We start from the raw sequence: 20,958 nt of genomic DNA on the forward strand, positions 1-20,958 counted from the left end.
TATTAAATAATAATACGTAATAAATCAGCAAAAACTCCTGAAGCAGTAACTTTATTTCCAGCTCCATAACCTCTTAATACCAAGGGTATTGGTTGATAATAATTGCTATAAAAAACTAGAGCATTTTCACCATTTTTAATTTCATATAAAGGATTTTTTTTATCTATTTTTAATATTTGTACTTTACAACAACCATTTTTATTAATACTTCCTATAAAACGAAGTACTTTTTTTTCTTTTTTTGCATTCTGTATTTTTTTTTCAAAATTTAAATCTAATTCTGGTAATAAATACATAAATTCTTTAATTGAATTTAAATTATTAAATTTATTAGGAATAATTGATTCTATTTTAACATCATCTAGTTCTAGGTTATAACCAATTTCTCTTGCTAAAATAAGAAGTTTTCTAGCAACATCTATTCCTGATAAATCAATACGTGGATCAGGTTCTGTAAAACCCATTTCTTTTGCCATATATGTAGCTTTAGATAAAGATATACCTTCTTCTAATTTACCAAAAATAAATGAAAGAGAACCAGATAATATTCCTATAAAATTAATTAATTTATCACCAGTATTTATTAAATTTTGTAAATTAGAAATAACTGGTAAACCAGCTCCTACATTAGTTTCATAAAAAAATTTACGATTATTTTCTTTAGCTACAATACGTAAATCTTTATAATATTGCATAGAAGATGTATTAGCTTTTTTATTAGTAGCTATTATATGAAATCCATGACTAAAAAAATTAATATATAGATCAGCAATTTTTTGAGAAGAAGTACAATCTATTATAACAGGATTAATAAATTTATATTGTTTAATATTAGAAAGAAATTTTTCTATTGTATAATTATTAAAATTATTTTTTATTTTTAAATACCAATTATCTAAATTAATACCATTAATATTTATTATAGAAGATTGAGAATTAAAAATCCCACAAATTTTTATATTAATTAATTTATTTTTTAATATTTTTTGCTGATTATTAATTTGTTCTAATAATGTACTACCAATTCCTCCAATACCTATAACAAATACTTCAATAATTTTTTCTTTATGAAATAATAATTGATGAGCTATATTCATAATATTATTTACATAATTATTTTTTATTACTATAGAAATAGAATTTTGAAAAAAATTTTGTGAAATTGTCAAAATATTTATTTTTGCAATTTTAAAAACATATAAATAATTTGTTATTATATTAATATCATTATTTATTTTATCTCCAATTAAAGAAATAATAGATAATTCTTTTAAAATATATAAAGGATTAATTAATCCATTTTTAAATTCTAAAAAAAAATGATTTTCTAATAATGATTTTAAAAAATTTGTTTGTTTTTTAAAAATATAAAAATAAATACCACATTGAGAATATGAATGTATTGTTAATAAAATTGATATTCCTGATTTTAAAATAATATCTAATATTTTTGGTATTATAGATTGTATTTCTTTAATTTTATTACCAGAAATATAAAACATTACTACATTTTTTTGTTCAGTAATACTTTTTATTAAAGGTAAATTATTATTTTTACTTATAAGTGTTCCTGTAGATTGAGGATTCATTGTGTTTTTTATTAAACATTGTATCTTATATTTAGATATAGGATCTATCATATTATAATGAATTATTTTAGCTCCTAAATAAGATAATGTTGTTGCTTCATTATAAGATATAAATGGTAATAATTTAGCATTTGTTATAAAATTAGGATCAGCAGTATAAATACCATCTACATCAGTCCAAATTTCAAAATATTTAGCATTTAAACAACATGCTAAAACAGATGCTGAATAATCAGAACCATTACGTCCTAATAAAACTAACTCATTTTTTTTATTAGAAGCAGTAAAACCAGCCATTAAAATAATATCAATATTTAATAAATTAATATTTTTTATTCTTTGAGAAGAAATATTTATATTAATTTTAGATTCTAAATAATTACCTGTAGCTAATAAATATTTTTCTGGATTTATAATATAAATATTATAATTTTTAGTAATTAATAATTCTTTCATAAAAATAACAGAAAATTTTTCTCCTTGTGCTAATATTTTAGCATAAATAATATCAGGACAAAAATTTAATAAATGAATACCTTTCAATAAATTTTCTAACATAAAAAAAATATTATTTATTTTTTTTTTAATATCATTAATATTTAATTTTTTTTCTTTAAAAGAAAGTTCTTGAATTAAATTTGAAAAAAAATTTTTCATTTTTATGAAATGAATTTGAAAATTTTCATTTTTTATAGCTTTTTTTATTATTAATGTTAAACAATTTGTAATTGTTGCAGATGCAGATAAAACTATAGCTAATTTTTCTTTTTTTGAATAATTAGAAATAATATTTGCTACTATTAAAAATTTTTCTGCATTTGCTAATGATGTACCACCGAATTTCAATACTCGCATTTTATTTAACTTACCTTTAATATAATAATTATTATTATTTTTAATAATGCCGAATATTTTAAATATTGAAAACTATTATTTTATAATTATTTTTATAATTAAAAATTATTTACATTAAATAATAATAAATGCAATAAATATGAATAAATAATTTTAAAAATTATTATTTTAAATTTTTATCAATAATTTATATTATATATAATAATTTTTTTTGTTTAAAATAAAATAATAATATATTAAAGAATATGATAAATATTTTTTATAAAAATCATTATTTTTAAAAAGTTAATTTTCTTTTTCTTTATCTAAAAAAATATTTTGAATTATTTCTTTTTTATTGAAAAAAAAACCTTTATGAATTTTATCTGCATAAAATTTTTTTAACTCTTTAAATTTTAATTTAAATTTTTGATTAATTAATTCAATAAAAATTATTGATTTATTATTAATAATAAATAACCATTTTAATTTATCTTTATTTTTAATAAAATCTTTATTATTAATTAATATTAATCTATTACCCTTACCTTTAGATAATTTTGGTAAAATATTAATAGGAAATAATAAAAATCTACCTATAGAAGATACAGCTAATATCATATAATTTTTATTATTAATAATTAACGGAGGTAAAACTTCAGCTTTTTCAGAAAGTATCATTAAAGATTTACCATTTCTATTACATGCAATTAAATCACTAAAATTACATAAAAAACCATATCCAGAACTAGAAGATAATAAGATTTCTTTATTATTTTCTTCCATTAATATGCTTTTTATTATAGAACCTTGAGGTATTTTTAATTTACTTGATAATGGTTCTCCTTGACTACGTACTGGAGGTAAAGAAATAGTATCAATACTATAACTACGTCCTTTTGAATCAATTAATACAATTGTTTGATTTTTTTTACCTTTAACAGAAATTAAAAAAGAATCACCAGATTTATAATTTAAATTAATAGGATTAATATTATGACCTTTAGCAGACCTAATCCAACCCATTTTAGATAAAATAACAGTAATAGGTTCATTATTAGATACTAATAATTCATTTTCATTTAATAGTTTAGCTTCTTTACGTTCTTTTAATAAAGAACGACGATTATTTGAATATTTATTTATAGTTAATAATATTTCTTTTTTTAATAAACTATTCATTTCTTTTTCTGAAGATAATATATTATTAATATATTTATATTCTTTTTCTAATTGATATTGTTCATCAATTATTTTTTTTTTTTCCATTAATGAAATAGCACGTAATTTTAAATTTAATAAAGTTTCAGTCTGTAATTCAGACATTTTAAATTTATTTTGAATTATAGAATTAGGATTTAAATTTAAACGAATAATTTTTATTAATTCTTCTAAATTAGCATGAGCTATTAATAAACCTTTTAAAATATGTAATTTTTTTATTAATTTTTTTAAATGAAAATTTAAACGTTTTTTTACTATATTTCTTCTAAAAAATATCCATTCTGATAAAATTTCTAATAAATTTTTTACAGAAGGTTTATTATTTAAACCTATCATATTTAAATTAATACGATAACTTTTTTCTAAATCAGTAGTAAAAAATAAATGATATATAATTTGTTCTAATTTTAAATAATTATAATTACTTTTAATAAATATAACAATTCTTGTTGAATTTTCATAATCAGATTCATCTCTTATATCTTCAATCATCGGTAATTTTTTATTTCTTATTTGTGTGGTTATTTGTTCTATTATACGAATTACTGAAACTTGATATGGTAATGATGTTATTACTATAGAATTATCTTTTATACTCCATAAGGCTCTTAATCTAATAGATCCTTTTCCATTTTCATATATTTTACGTAATTCTTTTTTAGGAGTAATAATTTCACTTTCTGTAGGAAAGTCTGGTCCTTGAATAATATTCAAAATATCATCTAATGTACTTTTAGGATAATCAATTAATTTAATAATTGCTGTTGCTACTTCTTTAATATTATGAGGTGGGATATCTGTTACCATACCTACAGCAATTCCTATTGCACCATTAAGAATAATATTAGGTAAACAAGCAGGAAGTATTTTAGGTTCTAATAATGAACCATCAAAATTAGAAATGTATTCAACAGTTCCTTGTTCAATTTCATTTAATAATAAATCAGAATATTTTGATAAACGAGATTCTGTATATCTCATCGCAGCAAAAGATTTAGGATCATCTGGAGAACCCCAATTTCCTTGTCCTTCTATTAAAGGATATCTATAAGAAAAAGGTTGTGCCATTAATACCATAGCTTCATAACATGCTACATCTCCATGTGGATGATATTTTCCAATTACATCTCCAATAGTTCTAGCAGATTTTTTAAATTTAGAAGATGATTTTAATCCTAATTCAGACATAGCATATATAACTCTTCTTTGAACTGGTTTTAAACCATCACCAATATGTGGTAATGCTCTATCTGAAATTACATAAATTGAATAATTTAAATATGCATTTTCAGCAAATTTATATAATTCTATAGATTTTTCTTTTTTTTTCTGCATTATTTTTTTCATAAATTTTATTTTTTATAACATTTGTTTTTTAATTTTATCATAAATCATATTTAAATTATTTTAATAATTTTAAATATTTATGAAATAAGTATTTACGTATTTTAATATATATATGTTACGTTTATTACATAACATTACTATTGATATTTGAGGTTTATTTTATTATGCAAAAAAATATTAGTAATAATATTACTAAAAAACAAAATTTAATTACTCCTAAAGAATTAAAAAAAAAATTACCAATTACTGAAAATATAAAAAAACAAATATTATTTTCACGTCAAACTATATGTAATATAATTAATAAAAAAGATTCTAGAATTTTAGTTATTTGTGGTCCTTGTTCTATTCATAATACTAAAGAAGCTTTAGAATATGCTAAATTATTAAAAAAAATTTCTTTAAAATTAAATAAAACTATATATATAGTTATGCGAGTTTATTTTGAAAAACCACGTACAATTATTGGTTGGAAAGGATTAATTAACGATCCTTATATGAATAATTCGTATGATATTAATACAGGATTATATATTGCACGTAAATTATTATTAGAATTAAGTGAATTAGAAATTCCTTTAGCTACAGAAATATTAGATCCTAATACTCCTCAATATTTAAGTGAACTTTTTAGTTGGTCAGCTATTGGAGCTCGTACTACTGAATCACAAATTCATAGAGAGCTAGCATCTTCATTAAATATGCCTTTAGGATTTAAAAATAATACAGATGGCAGTATCACAACTGCTATTAATTCTATTCAATCTGCATCTATATCACATAATTTTATTAGTATTAATCAAGAAGGATTGGTTTGTTCAATTAAAACATTAGGAAATAAAAATTGTCATATAATTTTACGTGGAGGTAAAAAAACTAATTATCATACAAAAGATATAAAAGATTGTAGTAAAAATCTTATAAAAGCAGGATTACCATCTAATATAATGATAGATTGTAGTCATAGTAATTCAAATAAAAATTTTGAACGTCAAATTACTGTTATTGATTCTATAATTTCTCAAATTAAAAAAGGTAATACTTCTATTATAGGAATAATGTTAGAAAGTTATATTAATGAAGGTAATCAATTAATGAATATAAATAATTATAATAAACTAAAATATGGAATATCAATTACAGATGGTTGTATTAGTTGGGAAACTACAGAAAAAATTTTACATAAAATTTATAATAAAATAAATAAGATACTTCCATTACGTTTTTTATAATAAGATATAAAAATTAATATGACTAAAAAAAATATGGTAACTGAATTAGTTACATTACGTAATCAAATTGATAAATTAGATAAAAATTTAATAAATATTTTATCACAGCGTTTAGAATTAGTGAACAAGATAGGAAAATTAAAAAGTCATTATGGTTTACCTATTTATATTCCAGAACGTGAAAAATTAATAATAAATTTACGAAGTAAAGAAGCTCAAAAATTAGGAGTATCTCCTAATTTAATTAAAGATATATTAAATCGTATAATGTATGAATCTTATATAAACGAAAATGAAAATGGTTTTAAAAAATTAAATTTAAATTTAAAAAAAATATTAATTATTGGTGGTAAAGGAGGTATGGGAAGATTATTTAAAAAAATGTTAATTCTATCAGGATATAAAGTTAATATTTTAGAAAAAGAAGATTGGAATAAAAATATAGATAATTTTTTTTTAGATATAAAAATGGTAATTATTAGTGTTCCTATATCATCATTAGATTATGTAATAAAAAAATTACCTGTTTTATCTAAAAAATGTATATTAGTAGATGTTACTTCAATAAAACATAAACCAATACAAAAAATGTTAAAAAAACATGATGGCCCTGTACTTGGATTACATCCAATGTTTAGTTCAGACAATAATTTTTTAGCTAAGAAATTAATAATATATTGTCATGGTCGTTATCCTGAATCTTATAATTGGTTTTTAAATCAAATAAAAATTTGGGGAGTTAAATTAAAATGTATAGATAAAATAGAACATGATAAATATATGTCTTTTATTCAATCATTAAGATATTTTTCTATGTTGACACATGGTTTTCATTTATACAAAGAAAATATTAAATTAAAAGAATTATTAAATTTTACATCTCCAGTATATAATATAGATTTAATTATGATAGGTAGATTTTTTTCACAAAACCCTAACTTATATATTGATATTATAATGTCATCTAATAAGAATATAGAACTTATAAAAAATTATTTAAAAAAATCAAATTATATTTTATCATTAATTGAACAAGGAAATAAAACAGAACTTATTATATTATTTTATAAAATAAAAAATTGGTTTAAATATTATATTGAATCTTTAAATTTAAAAAGTAATAATATATTACGACATATTAATAATTAAAATTAATATTTCTTAATTTTAATTTTTAGAAACTTAATATTAATTAATTATTAAGTTTCTAATTAAAAATAATTTATATTTTAAATAATATTCATTTGATGATATGCTTTTCCCATAAATATTAATGCAGAAATACTTTCTGATGTATATGGATAATTTTTAATTAACATTTCACATCTTTGAATAACTGATAGGTACATTTCCTTATTAAAATAAAATTTTATAACACTTAATTCATATAACATTAATTTTTTTTTTAAAAATTCTAGTCTTTTTTTTACGAGTGGGATATAAATACTATTAGGATAATTTCTAATCAATGATTGAAATTCATATATAGCTTTATGAATATAAAATGGATTATAATCATTTTTATTTATTCCTAATAAATATTTAATTTTATTTTTATCTAATGATATTAGTGATAAACTTTTTATATAAAGTATATAATCTGTATATTTTGATATAGGATATATTCTAATAAATTCATCAAACAAATCTATAACAGCAACAAATTTTTTATTTATATAATATAAATAAATTAAATTAACTTTAATTTTTTGAGTATATTTATTATAAGGATATATTTTATCAATTTGTTCAAACTTTAACATTGCTTCTTTATATTTTTTTTTAGATAAATCATTATTTGCTTTTAAATATTTTTCTTGAATAAAAAAATTTGTTATAATTTGTTTTTTATTAATATGTTTATATTGAGAACAATTAGTTACAATTATTAATAATAAAATTATTAATACACTATAAATAATATTTTTAATTATAAATTTTTTCATATTTTAGTCTTTTATAAATTAAATTTTAATTTAAAATAATTATACTTAATATATTATATTATTTACTACTAATAAAATTAGATAAGATGAAAATAATAAAACTTAATGCTACTGTTTATAAATCTGATTCTGGAATGAGATTAGATATATTTCTTGCTAAGAAATTTCTTCAATTTTCAAGATCTCAAATAAAAAACTGGATTATTAATAATAATATTAAAATAAATAATATTATTATAAATAAACCTAAAAAAAAATTTTTATAAAAGATAAAATAAAAATTAATATTAAAATATCACCAGAAAAAATATTATGGAAAGCACAGAATATTCCATTAAATATTATTTATGATGATAATTATTTATTAGTAATAAATAAATCTTCAAATTTAGTAGTACATCCAGGTAATGGAAACCCAGATAAAACTATATTTAATTCTTTATTATATAATTATCCTTTTCTTAGAGATTTACCTAGAGCAGGTATTATTCATAGATTAGATAAAAATACAACTGGATTGATGATTATAGCAAAAACAATGTTATCATATATGAATTTGAAAATAGCTTTAAAAAAACATAAAATTATAAGAGAATATGAAGCTATAGTAAATGGTATTATTCAACATAATGATATTATTAATTATCCAATAAAAAAATATTATAATAAAAAAAAAATACGTATGATTATAAATAATAAAGGAAAAAAAGCAATAACACAATATTTTTTAAAACGTATATTTAAGAATCATAGTCACTTAAGAATAAAATTATATACTGGACGTACACATCAAATTAGGGTTCATTTGGAATATATTAATCATAGTATTGTTGGTGATCCTATTTATAAAAAATCACAAATTAATATTTTAACTATTCATAATAAACAATATTTAATTAATAAAATCTTAAAAAGACAAGCATTACATGCATGTTATTTAGAATTTATGCATCCCATATATCATTATCCATTAAAATTAAATTCATCATTGCCTGATGATATACAATATTTAATTTCTATTTTAGAAGAACATAATAAATCTGTTTATAATAATTATGGTTAAAAATATAATATTTCAAAAAAAATAAAATTAATTAAAATTTATTATTAATAAACATTAATTATTTTTATAATAAATATAAATTATATAAATATTAATAAATTAATTTATATACTATTTTAAAATAAAAAAGATTTTTAAAAATTTATTTAATAAAATATAAAAAATAAATTTATAAAATATTTTAATTAATATTAAAAAATAATTTTATTAATTCAATACTTTAGTTTATTATATTAATAATTAAAATTTTATTTTAAATAAATATGAATATTAAAAAATATATATTATTATTAAGTAGTTTATTTTTTTTTACATTTTCTAATGTTTGTTTATCATCTACAAAATTTGTACAAAATATACATTATGAATTAATAAAACAATCTCCAAGTATAAAATTAATTAAAGATCCTAAAATTCAAATTATAGAATTTTTCTCATTTTTATGTCCTAATTGTTATGATTTTTATAATATGATTTATAAAACAAATTTTTTAAATAAAAAATTTTTAAAAAATTTAAAAGTAAAAAAATATCATATTAATGGTATTGGAAATAAAAAACTATCTGAATTAGCTACTTATAATTGGAGTATAGCAATTGTATTACATGTTGAAGATAAAGTTATTCTACCAATATTTGAAGGAATACAAAAATCTCATAAAATTTATAATTATTTTACTATGAGAAAATTATTTATTAAAGCAGCTAATATAGATAAAAATATATATGATGCAGCATGGAATAGTTTTTTAGTTAAAGCATTAAATATAAAACAAAAAGAATTATCTAAAACATGGAATGTTTCATCAGTACCATTTATTATTGTAAATAATAATTCTCATATCATATTAAATACATTAGATATTACATCTCCAAATACTTTTTTAAATGATTATATAAATCTTATAAAAATTCTTTTAAAAAATAAAATTAAATAAATATTAATTTTTAATAAAACATATAAATATGAAAAAAAAAATAATATTAATAGATGGATCATTTTATTTATATCGTGCTTATTATGCTTTACCTAATTTAATAAATACTGAAGGATTTCCTACAGGCGCAATATATGGTTTTATAAATATGATTAATAAAATTATTAAAAATAATTTAAATAATTATATTATTATTATTTTTGATTCTAAAGGTCAATCTTTTAGAAAGAAAATTTTTAATAATTATAAAGCAAAACGTATTAAAATGCCAAATAATTTAATTATACAAATAAAACCTTTATATAAAATTATACAATCTATGGGATATCATGTAATATCTATTAAAAATATCGAAGCTGATGATATTATTGGTACTATTGCTATTAAAGCTGTTAAAAATAATTATTTTGTTTCTATATTTAGTTCAGATAAAGATATAGCTCAATTAGTATCTAATAATATTAATTTAATTAATCCTATTAATAATTCTATTTTAGGACCAAATGAAATATATGATAAATATGGTGTCATGCCAAATATGATAAGTGATCTGTTAGCATTACAAGGAGATCCTATAGATAATATACCAGGTGTAAAAGGTATTGGAAAAAAAATAAGTATATATCTTATAAATAATTTAGGAAATTTAAAATATATTTATAATAATTTAAAGTATGTAAATAAATTAAATATTAAAAAAATAAAATATATAAAAAAATGTTTATTAAATAATAAAAAATTAGCTTTTCTTTCACATAAACTAACAAAAATTAAAACAAATATTAATATTAATTTAGATTTTAATAATTTACATTTATATTGTAAACCAGATAAAAAAACTTTATTAAATTTAATTAAAAAATATGAATTTAAAAAATTAATTAATAATTTTGAAAAAATAAATATAAATCATATTAATATTTAAAATATTTAATAATTATTAATCCAAAAATTAATTATTTTTCTTATATTTTGTAAATTTTCTTTTTTTAATGATGAAAATATTACAATTTTTATTTTTACATTAAATTTATATTTTAATTTTAAATTTACTAAAAAATTTTTTATTATAAATATTTTTTTTTTAATAATTATATTAGATAATTTATCAGATTTATTTAAAATTATTAAAATAGATTTTTTTTTATTAATTAATAAATTTAATAAAATTAAATCTATTTTTTTAAATAAAAACCTAATATCAATTATTAAAATAATTCCTTTTAAAGAATTTCTATTTAAACAATATTTTTGTAAAAAATTATAAGTATTAAAATTTGATTGATTTAAAAATTTACTATATCCATAACCAGGAAAATCTAAAAAACGAATTTCTTGATTATTTTTAAAAATATTAATTCTATATGTACATCCTGGAATTTTGCTAGTTCGGGAAATTTTTTTATTAAATAATAAATTAATCATTGTTGATTTACCAACATTAGTATAACCAATAAAAGCAATTTCATTTCCATGATCATAAGTTAATTCATTTATATTTAAAATACTATTAATAAAATTAATAGATTGAAAATCAATTATCATAATTAATATTTTTTAATAAAATTTAAAATTAATATACACTAAATATTTAATTTTATGTTAAACAATTTTAATAAAAATAATAAATAAATATAATTTCAATGATGAAATCTATATTTTTAATTAATAAGGAAATTTTATGAAAAAAATACGAAATATAGCAATTGTTGCTCATGTTGATCATGGCAAAACAACTTTAATAGATAAATTATTAGAACAATCAGATAATTATAAAAATAATAAAAATTATTTTTATAAAGAAAAAAAAGAACGTTTAATGGATACTAATGATTTAGAAAAAGAAAAAGGTATTACTATTTTTTCAAAAAATACATCTATATTTTGGAAAAAATATCAAATTAATATAATTGACACCCCTGGACATGCTGATTTTAGTGCTGAAGTAGAACGTATACTTTCTATGGTTGATTCTGTTCTGTTAGTAGTAGATGCTACTGAAGGACCTATGCCTCAAACTAGATTTGTTACTCAAAAAGCATTTGATTATAATTTAAATCCTATTATTATAATTAATAAAATAGATAGAAGAGACATACGTCCTGATTGGGTTATTGATCAAATATTTGATTTATTTGTTAATTTAAATGCTTCTGACAAACAACTTGATTTTCCTATTGTATATACTTCAGCTATTAAAGGAGTATCAGGTTATGAAATTAATAAAATAAATAATAATATGAATGCTTTATATGAATCAATTATTCGTTATGTTCCAAATCCAAAAGTAAGTATTAATCAACCATTTCAAATGCAAATTTCTCAAATAGAATACAATAATTATATAGGTAATATAGCTATTGGACTAATTAAAAGAGGTACAATTAAAATTAATCAATTAGTTTTAATAACTAATAATGATGGTAAAATGATTAAATGTAAAGTATTACATTTAATTTATAATATAGGATTACAACAAATATATTCTAATAATGCTGAAGCTGGAGATATAATTGGTATTGCTGGAAATGGATTTGAAAATATTAAAATTTTTGATACAATATGTGATATCAATCATAAAGATCCATTACCTCCATTAATAATAGATAAACCAACAATAAATATATTTATTCATGTTAATAATTCTCCATTTTCTGGTACAGAAGGTAAATATATGACTTCTGGTAAAATTTTACATAGATTAAAAAAAGAATGTTTATATGATATTGCTCTTTGTGTAGAAGAAACTAGTAATTATAATGTTTTTTGTATTTCAGGAAGAGGTGAATTACATTTAGTTATTTTAATAGAAAATATGAGAAGAGAAGGATTCGAATTAGCTATTTCTAAACCAAAAGTAATTAATCAAATGATAGATGGTATTTTAAAAGAGCCATTTGAAAAATTAATTTTAAACTTTGAAAATAATAAAAAAGGAAATATAATTCAATTAATTAGTAATAGAAAAGCTATTATAAAAAATATAACATATGATAAGAAAAATAGAATTACAATTGAAGCTATTATATCAAGTAGAGGACTTATTGGATTTAGAAATGAATTTTTAAATGCAACTTCAGGTACTGGTATTATTAATTCTTCTTTTAGTCATTATGATAAAATATTATCTGAAACAATAGGACAAAGAAAAAATGGTGTGCTTATTTCTAACGGTCAGGGAAATGCTGTAGGTTTTTCTTTATTTCATTTACAAGCTAGAGGAAAATTATTTATTAATCATGGTGATAAAGTTTATGAGGGACAAATCATAGGTATTCATAATAAACCTAATGATTTAACTGTAAATTGTTTAACTGGTAAAAAATTAACAAATATGAGAGCTTCTGGTAATGATGAAGCTATTAATTTAATTCCTACTAAAAAGATTCTTTTAGAAGAAGCAATAGATTTTATTAATGATGATGAATTAGTTGAAATTACTCCAATATCTATTAGAATTAGAAAAAAATATTTAAAACAAAACCAAAGAAAAATATTTAATAAAATTTAATTTATTTTATTTAATTATCCATAATAATGGAGCTGGGGGGATTCGAACCCCCGTCCAAAATTATTACACTATAAGTATCTACATGCTTAGTATCATCTTATTATTTAACGAAATGAACTGATGAACAAAGTTACAATATCGTTTAGTCTATTTTTTAATATATAATACTAGACAAATTATATACGATCTCTTTATATATGACCCATTAACTTTTATCAAAGAGAATAATAATAAGTAACAGGGCTCTTACAGTATTTTAAGCTGCTAAAGCGTAATTTTTGTTTTTTGCAAATAAATTTATAATACGGCTTTTTAACAAGGCCAACCGTACAACCTTGACATGCTCCTTAAGCTTTATAATTCTGTCGAATCCAAAATCAACCCCTTGTTTTTTTAAATTTTAATATTTTTTTTAATTAAACGCATTTTATTAATATTCCATTCTTTATTTTTTAATAAATGACGTTTATCATATTTTTTTTTACCTTTTACAACAGCTATTTTTAATTTACACCAAGATTTTTTCCAATATAAACCAATTACAACAATAGTAAATCCTTTACAATTTAAATAATTTTTTAACAAAAAAATTTCTTTTTTATTTAAAAGTAATTCTCTTTTTCTTATAGGATTATATTTCATATGATTACATATAGTATTTAAAGGATTAATATTAGAATTTAATAAAAATACTTTATTACTATTATGTAAAATACTTACATAACTATTATTAATAGTTATTTTATTTAATCTTAGTGATTTAACTTCCCATCCTTGTAATATAATTCCAGCTTCTATTTCTTCTTTAATAAAAAAATCATGATATATTTTTTTATTTAAAATAATATAATTTTTTTTTTTCATTTGGATATATATATTATTTTATAATATTTATTATTAATCCTATCATAAATTATAATAAATATTATATCACATAATATAAATAAAATTTATTTGTTTTGTGTAATTTTTTTTATTTTAATTAATTTATTTTTATCATTAAAAACTAAAATAATAATATCTTGTTTTATTTTATTATTTAATCTTATAATAGAAATATAATACCAGATAGTATTATTATTTTCATAATTAATAATATATGGATAACCTAATATTGAAATAATTTTTTTTTTAGACATATTTTTTTTTATTTTACTTATTAAATTAATATCTAAAAAATTTCCTTGATGAGTATTTTCTTGATATATTAGTTTTGTTAATACTGTACAATTAGATAAAATTAAAATAAAAGGTAATATAAAAATCATTTTATAATTCATATAAATATCTCTTTAAATATTAATTTATTGTTTATTTAAATAAAATTAATGTTTTATTATATATATTTTTATTTAAAATAATTAATTTTCTATTAAAATATTTTTAAATATTAAATATATATTAAAAATTATTAAATAATATTTAATTAAAACTTTTTTATAAAAACTTGATTATAATTGAATTACATTAATTAAATTATATATTTATAACTAATATAATGTAAACGGAGAAAAAAATGAGTAACAAAAAAACATTAGATATTTCTGAAACAAATAATATAAAAAAAGAAGATGATAAAATTGAAAATATTCAAGATTCAATAATTAAAAATACAGAAAAAAATAATATAGAAAATAAAAATTCTATAGAAAATATTCAAGAACAAAATAGTTTATATCAACTTCGTATTTTTGAATTAGAAAATAAAATAAAAAATTATGAATATAATTTAAGAGATCTTAAACTCCGTTCACAAGCTGAAATAGAAAATATTAGACGTAGATCTCAATTAGATATAGAAAAAATTTATAAATTTTCATTAGAAAAATTTATTAATGAATTATTACCTGTAATTGATAGCTTAGAAAAAGCTGCAGAAATTAGTTCAGAAAATACTACTATTGAAAAATCTATAATTGAAGGTATTCAATTAACTTTAAAATCATTATTAAATACAATAAAAAAATTTGGAATAAATATTATAAATGAAATAAACATTCCTTTTAATCCATCTAAACATCAAGCTATGTCTATTATAGAATCTAATGAAATAAAAGATAATTATATAATAAAAGTTATGCAAAAAGGTTATACTTTAAATGATAGATTATTAAGACCTGCAATGGTTATTATTGCAAAAAAAAAAAATAATATTAATTAATATATAAAAATTTATATGCCCATTATAAAAATAATATTAAAAAATTTTTATTGGGCATATTTAAAAAATTTAATAATGTATTTTATATTAAATTTTTGTTTATAAAAGGAAGATTATATATGTCTAAAATATGTCAAATAACAGGTAAAAAACCTATGAAAGGAAATAATCGTTCACATGCAATGAATGCAACTAAAAGAAAATTTTTACCTAATATACATTATCATAAATTTTGGATAGGAAGTAAAAACAAATTTATTACTTTACGTGTTTCAACAAAAGGAATACGTATTATAGATAAAAAAGGTATAGAAAAAATCATATTAAATTTATTTTAATTTATAATTAGAGATTATATTTATGGCTAAAAAATCACGTAATATTATTAAATTAATTTCATCAGCTGGCACAGGACATTTTTATACAACTACAAAAAATAAAAAATCTAATTCTAAAAAATTAAAACTTAAAAAATTTGATCCTGTTATAAGAAAACATATAATATATAAGGAAAGTAAAATTAAATAATTGATGATCATTAATCAGTAATATTTTTTATATAAAAATATATTATTGATTAATTAATACTTCAATATAAAGAATATTTAACCTAATATTTTAGAATGTTTAAATCTTTTTTTAAAACGTTCTACTCTTCCTTTAGTATCTATTATTCTTTGTTTACCAGTATAAAAAGGATGACATAAATTACATACATCTAAATTTATTTTTTTTTTATTTATTAATGTCGATTTAGTATGTATTATATTACCACAAGAACACTTTGCTATGATATCATCATATTTAGGATGAATATTTTTTTTCATTTAATATTACCATTTAATGTTATAAATATAATTTTGTATCTATTATTCATTTTATTGTATATAAATATTATTTTTTATACAACAATAAAAATTATATTTTTTTATAAATTTGTTTTTATATCTTATGAAAATAATTCAAATAGTACTTAATAATGAAATTCTTTATAAAAAATTTGATTATTTATTACCAGATTCTATGAATGTAGTATTAGGAAGTAGAGTAATAGTTTATATTAAAAATAAGGAATATATTGGAATTGTTATTAATATTAAAAATAATACAAATATTACTCAAAATAAATTAAAATCTTTAAAAGAAATCTTAGATATACAATCACTTTTTAATACTTCAATATGGAGTATTGCTAATAAAATTGCTGTATATTATCAATATTCTATTGGAGTAATACTTTTTCAAGCACTTCCTATTTATTTAAGAGAGAAAGTATACTCTAAATATATTTTTTATAATTTATATTGGGTTTTAAATAAAAAATTATTAAATAATAATTTTAAAAAAATAAAATCATTAAAACAAATAATAGCATTAAATATTTTAAAAAAAATAAAAATAAATTATGAAAAAATTTCTTATTATGGCTTAACAAACAGTATAATGATATCTTTACAAAAAAAAAACTTATGTTTTTTACAAAAAAAAAAATACTATTCATCTACTATAAATAAACAAAATATTTTTTATAATTCAAAAATTTTTATAAAAAAAAATGATATTTTAAATAAATTTTATAATAAAATAAATATTTTTATTACTTGGATAATTTCTGGAAGCTTAATTTTTTTTGAAAATATTGATTTATATTTAAATATAATAAGAATTATATTATATAAAAAAAAACAAGTATTAATTTTAGTACCTAGAATATATTATATTATATATATTTATAAATTTTTATTAAAGAAATTAAATGTTTCTATATACTTATTAAATTCTGAAACTTCGAATAAAGAAAATTTTTTTATTTGGAAAAATACAAAAAATGGAAATATACCAATTATTATTGGAACTAGTTGTTCTATATTAACATCTTTTTTAAATTTAGGTTTAATTATTGTAAATGAAGAACATGATATTGCATATAAACAAATAAATAAATGTAGATATAATACAAGAGATATTGCTGTTTTAAGAGCAAAAACAGAAAATATTCCAATAATATTAGGTTCTGCAACTTTAAGTCTAGAAACATTAAATAATATAAATATTGGCAAATATAAATTTTTATCTGATAAATATATCAATATATTATATAATAAATATTATAATTTTAATTTAATAAATATAAATAATGAAAAATTTAAAAATATTTTTTCTAATGTACTTTTAAAAAAAATTCAAAAAAATTTAAATAATAAAAATAATATAATGTTGTGTATTAACAATATAGGACAAGTAAATACTATTTTATGTAATATATGTTATTATATTGCTAAATGTTCTTTTTGTAAAAATAATTATATTTTTTATAAAAAGAAAAAAAAATTATATTGTTCTTTTTGTAAAAATACAATTTTAATGATAAAATATTGTCTAAATTGTAATTCACATTCTATTTCTGTTATTATTATAGAAATAGCTCAAATAATGCATTATTTAAATAAAATATTTCCTTCTATTTTAATTAGATATGTTGATAAAAATAATATTTTAGAATATGACAATAAAACATATAATAAATCAGTTATAATTATAAATTCACCATTTTTTATACAAAATAGATATAGTATTTTAAATATCACTCTTATAGCTTTTATAAACATAGATGATATTTTTTTTTCAAAAAATTTTCGTGATATGGAATATTTTTCTCAATATTTTTTTAGAATACTAAAAAATAATTTAAAAATATATAAAAAAAAAGAAATAATAATACAAACTAATTATATTCAACATAAATTTTTTGATAAATTAATTAATTATTCAGGATATTATAATTTAGCAAAATTTCTTTTAAAAGAAAGGAAATTAATGTTATTACCTCCTTTTAGTAATCATGTAATATTAATAGCTGAATCATATAATATTAATTATATAAGAATATTCCTTAATAAATTAAAAGATATATTTTTAAATAAATATATTAATGATAAAAATTTTTTTATTATGGGACCTATGAATTTATTAAAAAATAAAAAAACAATTCTTTTTCGTAAACAAATAATTTTACAACATTTATCAAGAAATCATTTACATTATATTATAAAAAATATTATGAAAATAGCGAAAAAAATTATTAATTTTAATAAAATTAAATTTATAATTGATGTAGATCCTATAGAATATTAAATTTAAAATTTTTATTAAATTTATTTTATAAAATATTAAATAATCTAAGGTATTAATTTATGACATATACTAATAATTTTGATGTAATAGTTATAGGAGGAGGTCATGCTGGAACAGAAGCCGCAATTTCTAGTTCTAAAATGGGTAAATTTACTCTTTTAATAACAAATAATATTGATACAATAGGTCAAATGTCTTGTAATCCTTCTATTGGAGGATTAGGAAAAGGACATTTAGTTAAAGAAATTGATGCTTTAAATGGAATAATGGGACATGCTATTGATAATTCTGGAATACATTTTAAAATTTTAAATAAAAGTAAAGGACCAGCTGTAAGAGCTACTAGAGCTCAAGCAGATAGAAGATTATATCAAAGATATATAAAACAAAAATTAGAAAATCAAAATAATTTATTAATTTTTCAACAGGAAGTAAAAAAAATAATAATTAAAAATTATAAAATTATAGGATTAATAACTAAAAATAATGATATTTTTTATGCACGATGTATTATTTTAACAACAGGAACTTTTTTAAATGGTAAAATTTATATAGGATTAAATCATCAATTTATTGGTGGTAGACTTAATGATTTTTCTTCTATAGAATTATCTAATTTTTTAAAAGAATTACCTTTAAAAGAAGGTAGATTAAAAACTGGTACACCACCACGTATTGATAAAAGAAGTATTAACTTTAAAAATTTAGAAATACAATATGGTGATTATCCTTTACCATTTTTTTCTTTTATTAAAAATAATAAATCTTGTTTAAAACAATTACCTTGTTATATTACTTATACAAATAAAAATACTCATAAAATTATATTAGAAAATATTATTTATAGTCCAATTTATGAAGGAATAATTAAAAGTAATGGTCCAAGATATTGTCCATCTATTGAAGATAAAGTAATAAAATTTACTCAAAGAGACTCCCATCAAATTTTTTTAGAACCAGAAGGTTTATATAGTAATGAAATTTATCCTAATGGAATTTCTACAAGTTTACCTTTTAATGTTCAATTATCAATTATTCGTTCTATTAAAGGATTAGAAAAATCACATATTACTCGTCCAGGATATGCTGTTGAATATAGCTTTTATGATCCTAGAGGTTTAAAACCTACAATGGAAAGTAAATATATTAAAGGATTATTTTTAGCTGGACAAATTAATGGAACTACTGGTTATGAAGAAGCTGCTGCACAAGGATTATTAGCTGGAATAAATGCATCTCTTTTAATTGATAATAAAAATAGTTGGTATCCTTTAAGAAATGAAGCATATTTAGGTGTTTTAGTAGATGATTTATGTACTTTAGGAACAAAAGAACCATATCGTATGTTTACTTCTAGAGCAGAATATAGGTTGCTTTTAAGAGAAAATAATGCTGATATAAGATTAACTGAAATAGGATATAAATTAGGACTAGTAGGTAAGTATCGTTGGAAATTATTTAATCAAAAATTAGAAAATATAGAAAAAGAACGTAATAGATTAAAAAATATTTATATTAAACCAAATAGTTTAATGAGTTTAAAGTTTAATAAACTAACAAATAATACTTTAAAAAAAGAGATTAATGGAATTAATTTACTTAAAAGACCAGAAATTAATTATAATAATTTAATTAAATTAGATATATTATCTCCAGGAATTACAGATATAGAAATAATAAATTACATTGAATCTGAATTAAAATATGAAGGATATATATTACGTCAACAAGAAAATATTGATAAACAAAAACGTAATGAAAATACTATAATACCTGAAAATACAAAATTTGAAAATATTAAAGGATTATCTAATGAAGCAATTGATAAATTTCAGTATTATAAACCTTATAGTTTAGGACAAGCATCTAGAATACCTGGTATTACTCCTTCTAATATCTCTATTCTTTTAATTTATTTATTAAAAAATAAATATTTTAAAAATAAATAAATTTTATTTTGAAATATAATTAAGTATTA

Annotated in this window: 19 protein-coding genes and 1 other RNA gene; 12 read left to right on the plus strand and 8 right to left on the minus strand. The window is 18.0% G+C overall.

Annotated elements, in window-relative coordinates:
- Nucleotides 1-2: 2 nt before the first annotated feature.
- The gene (gene thrA, locus GJT84_RS02065) at nucleotides 3-2,444 is read right to left on the minus strand and encodes a bifunctional aspartate kinase/homoserine dehydrogenase I (RefSeq protein WP_168867270.1); all 2,442 of its coding nucleotides are present in this window, start codon (nucleotides 2,442-2,444) and stop codon (nucleotides 3-5) included.
- Between the two features lie 285 nt (nucleotides 2,445-2,729).
- Complete coding sequence (parC, locus tag GJT84_RS02070; RefSeq protein ID WP_425483713.1) at nucleotides 2,730-4,982, minus strand: DNA topoisomerase IV subunit A; 2,253 nt, start codon at nucleotides 4,980-4,982, stop codon at nucleotides 2,730-2,732.
- Between the two features lie 176 nt (nucleotides 4,983-5,158).
- On the opposite strand from parC, the gene GJT84_RS02075 reads away from it, so the two are divergent.
- Together GJT84_RS02075 and tyrA are read left to right on the plus strand one after the other, a co-directional pair.
- Entirely contained in the window at nucleotides 5,159-6,226 is a 1,068-nt protein-coding gene (locus GJT84_RS02075; protein ID WP_168867272.1) for a 3-deoxy-7-phosphoheptulonate synthase, read from the plus strand.
- Between the two features lie 33 nt (nucleotides 6,227-6,259).
- Nucleotides 6,260-7,375 carry a bifunctional chorismate mutase/prephenate dehydrogenase gene (tyrA, locus tag GJT84_RS02080; protein WP_168867367.1) on the plus strand — a complete coding sequence of 372 codons (1,116 nt, stop codon included), beginning with the start codon at nucleotides 6,260-6,262 and terminating at the stop codon, nucleotides 7,373-7,375.
- 80 nt (nucleotides 7,376-7,455) lie between these two features.
- Here tyrA and bamD read toward each other — a convergent pair whose 3' ends face one another.
- Nucleotides 7,456-8,172, minus strand: a complete 717-nt coding sequence (bamD, locus tag GJT84_RS02085; RefSeq protein ID WP_168867273.1) for an outer membrane protein assembly factor BamD — start codon at nucleotides 8,170-8,172, stop codon at nucleotides 7,456-7,458.
- 86 nt (nucleotides 8,173-8,258) lie between these two features.
- Between bamD and GJT84_RS02090 the strand changes: the two genes are divergently transcribed.
- The 4 genes from GJT84_RS02090 (at nucleotide 8,259) to GJT84_RS02105 (ending at nucleotide 11,098) form a co-directional block, all read left to right on the plus strand.
- Nucleotides 8,259-8,438 carry a S4 domain-containing protein gene (locus GJT84_RS02090; protein WP_168867274.1) on the plus strand — a complete coding sequence of 60 codons (180 nt, stop codon included), beginning with the start codon at nucleotides 8,259-8,261 and terminating at the stop codon, nucleotides 8,436-8,438.
- 41 nt (nucleotides 8,439-8,479) lie between these two features.
- Nucleotides 8,480-9,235, plus strand: a complete 756-nt coding sequence (locus GJT84_RS02095) for an RluA family pseudouridine synthase (protein ID WP_425483714.1) — start codon at nucleotides 8,480-8,482, stop codon at nucleotides 9,233-9,235.
- 263 nt (nucleotides 9,236-9,498) lie between these two features.
- Entirely contained in the window at nucleotides 9,499-10,173 is a 675-nt protein-coding gene (locus GJT84_RS02100) for a thioredoxin domain-containing protein (protein ID WP_168867275.1), read from the plus strand.
- Nucleotides 10,174-10,201: 28 nt separating this feature from the next.
- A complete protein-coding gene (locus tag GJT84_RS02105; RefSeq protein ID WP_168867276.1) occupies nucleotides 10,202-11,098 on the plus strand; it encodes a 5'-3' exonuclease in 897 nt (298 codons plus the stop codon).
- A gap of 5 nt (nucleotides 11,099-11,103) precedes the next feature.
- On the opposite strand, the gene yihA is transcribed toward GJT84_RS02105, so the two are convergent.
- Nucleotides 11,104-11,718, minus strand: a complete 615-nt coding sequence (gene yihA / locus GJT84_RS02110; RefSeq protein ID WP_168867277.1) for a ribosome biogenesis GTP-binding protein YihA/YsxC — start codon at nucleotides 11,716-11,718, stop codon at nucleotides 11,104-11,106.
- A gap of 136 nt (nucleotides 11,719-11,854) precedes the next feature.
- Here yihA and typA point away from each other — a divergent pair, with 136 nt between their 5' ends.
- On the plus strand, nucleotides 11,855-13,684 hold the full coding sequence (gene typA, locus GJT84_RS02115) for a translational GTPase TypA (protein WP_168867278.1): 1,830 nt from the start codon (nucleotides 11,855-11,857) through the stop codon (nucleotides 13,682-13,684).
- A 24-nt stretch (nucleotides 13,685-13,708) separates the two neighbouring features.
- On the opposite strand, the gene ssrA is transcribed toward typA, so the two are convergent.
- From ssrA to bamE, 3 genes are all read right to left on the minus strand, one after another.
- Nucleotides 13,709-14,069: a transfer-messenger RNA gene (ssrA, locus tag GJT84_RS02120) on the minus strand.
- An 8-nt stretch (nucleotides 14,070-14,077) separates the two neighbouring features.
- Nucleotides 14,078-14,548: an SsrA-binding protein SmpB gene (gene smpB / locus GJT84_RS02125; RefSeq protein ID WP_168867279.1), complete on the minus strand. Its 471-nt coding sequence runs from the start codon at nucleotides 14,546-14,548 to the stop codon at nucleotides 14,078-14,080.
- An 86-nt stretch (nucleotides 14,549-14,634) separates the two neighbouring features.
- A complete protein-coding gene (gene bamE, locus GJT84_RS02130) occupies nucleotides 14,635-14,964 on the minus strand; it encodes an outer membrane protein assembly factor BamE domain-containing protein (RefSeq protein WP_168867280.1) in 330 nt (109 codons plus the stop codon).
- Between the two features lie 236 nt (nucleotides 14,965-15,200).
- Between bamE and grpE the strand changes: the two genes are divergently transcribed.
- The 3 genes from grpE (at nucleotide 15,201) to rpmG (ending at nucleotide 16,373) form a co-directional block, all read left to right on the plus strand.
- Nucleotides 15,201-15,845 (plus strand): nucleotide exchange factor GrpE, encoded by a 645-nt coding sequence (gene grpE / locus GJT84_RS02135; RefSeq protein WP_168867281.1) that lies wholly within the window; start codon nucleotides 15,201-15,203, stop codon nucleotides 15,843-15,845.
- Nucleotides 15,846-15,964: 119 nt separating this feature from the next.
- Nucleotides 15,965-16,183, plus strand: coding sequence for a 50S ribosomal protein L28 (rpmB, locus tag GJT84_RS02140; protein WP_168867282.1), 219 nt, complete (start codon nucleotides 15,965-15,967; stop codon nucleotides 16,181-16,183).
- A gap of 22 nt (nucleotides 16,184-16,205) precedes the next feature.
- Complete coding sequence (gene rpmG / locus GJT84_RS02145; protein ID WP_168867283.1) at nucleotides 16,206-16,373, plus strand: 50S ribosomal protein L33; 168 nt, start codon at nucleotides 16,206-16,208, stop codon at nucleotides 16,371-16,373.
- A gap of 77 nt (nucleotides 16,374-16,450) precedes the next feature.
- On the opposite strand, the gene rpmE is transcribed toward rpmG, so the two are convergent.
- On the minus strand, nucleotides 16,451-16,672 hold the full coding sequence (gene rpmE, locus GJT84_RS02150) for a 50S ribosomal protein L31 (RefSeq protein WP_168867284.1): 222 nt from the start codon (nucleotides 16,670-16,672) through the stop codon (nucleotides 16,451-16,453).
- Nucleotides 16,673-16,796: 124 nt separating this feature from the next.
- Between rpmE and priA the strand changes: the two genes are divergently transcribed.
- Nucleotides 16,797-18,980 carry a replication restart helicase PriA gene (gene priA / locus GJT84_RS02155; RefSeq protein WP_168867285.1) on the plus strand — a complete coding sequence of 728 codons (2,184 nt, stop codon included), beginning with the start codon at nucleotides 16,797-16,799 and terminating at the stop codon, nucleotides 18,978-18,980.
- Nucleotides 18,981-19,039: 59 nt separating this feature from the next.
- Nucleotides 19,040-20,929: a tRNA uridine-5-carboxymethylaminomethyl(34) synthesis enzyme MnmG gene (mnmG, locus tag GJT84_RS02160; RefSeq protein WP_168867286.1), complete on the plus strand. Its 1,890-nt coding sequence runs from the start codon at nucleotides 19,040-19,042 to the stop codon at nucleotides 20,927-20,929.
- Nucleotides 20,930-20,958 lie beyond the last annotated feature (29 nt).

The sequence above is a fragment of the Enterobacteriaceae endosymbiont of Plateumaris sericea genome (genome assembly GCF_012562605.1).
In the GTDB taxonomy this organism is placed as follows: domain Bacteria; phylum Pseudomonadota; class Gammaproteobacteria; order Enterobacterales; family Enterobacteriaceae.

Bases quoted from the DNA above. Each gene is read 5' to 3' on its own strand.
- mnmG (WP_168867286.1), top strand. From the start codon at position 19,040: ATGACATATACTAATAATTTTGATGTAATAGTTATAGGAGGAGGTCAT.
- thrA (WP_168867270.1), bottom strand. From the start codon at position 2,444: ATGCGAGTATTGAAATTCGGTGGTACATCATTAGCAAATGCAGAAAAA.
- smpB (WP_168867279.1), bottom strand. From the start codon at position 14,548: ATGAAAAAAAAAAATTATATTATTTTAAATAAAAAAATATATCATGAT.
- bamD (WP_168867273.1), bottom strand. From the start codon at position 8,172: ATGAAAAAATTTATAATTAAAAATATTATTTATAGTGTATTAATAATT.
- rpmE (WP_168867284.1), bottom strand. From the start codon at position 16,672: ATGAAAAAAAATATTCATCCTAAATATGATGATATCATAGCAAAGTGT.
- GJT84_RS02105 (WP_168867276.1), top strand. From the start codon at position 10,202: ATGAAAAAAAAAATAATATTAATAGATGGATCATTTTATTTATATCGT.
- grpE (WP_168867281.1), top strand. From the start codon at position 15,201: ATGAGTAACAAAAAAACATTAGATATTTCTGAAACAAATAATATAAAA.
- rpmG (WP_168867283.1), top strand. From the start codon at position 16,206: ATGGCTAAAAAATCACGTAATATTATTAAATTAATTTCATCAGCTGGC.
- rpmB (WP_168867282.1), top strand. From the start codon at position 15,965: ATGTCTAAAATATGTCAAATAACAGGTAAAAAACCTATGAAAGGAAAT.
- tyrA (WP_168867367.1), top strand. From the start codon at position 6,260: ATGGTAACTGAATTAGTTACATTACGTAATCAAATTGATAAATTAGAT.
- yihA (WP_168867277.1), bottom strand. From the start codon at position 11,718: ATGATAATTGATTTTCAATCTATTAATTTTATTAATAGTATTTTAAAT.
- GJT84_RS02075 (WP_168867272.1), top strand. From the start codon at position 5,159: ATGCAAAAAAATATTAGTAATAATATTACTAAAAAACAAAATTTAATT.
- typA (WP_168867278.1), top strand. From the start codon at position 11,855: ATGAAAAAAATACGAAATATAGCAATTGTTGCTCATGTTGATCATGGC.
- GJT84_RS02100 (WP_168867275.1), top strand. From the start codon at position 9,499: ATGAATATTAAAAAATATATATTATTATTAAGTAGTTTATTTTTTTTT.
- priA (WP_168867285.1), top strand. From the start codon at position 16,797: ATGAAAATAATTCAAATAGTACTTAATAATGAAATTCTTTATAAAAAA.
- GJT84_RS02090 (WP_168867274.1), top strand. From the start codon at position 8,259: ATGAAAATAATAAAACTTAATGCTACTGTTTATAAATCTGATTCTGGA.
- bamE (WP_168867280.1), bottom strand. From the start codon at position 14,964: ATGAATTATAAAATGATTTTTATATTACCTTTTATTTTAATTTTATCT.
- parC (WP_425483713.1), bottom strand. From the start codon at position 4,982: ATGCAGAAAAAAAAAGAAAAATCTATAGAATTATATAAATTTGCTGAA.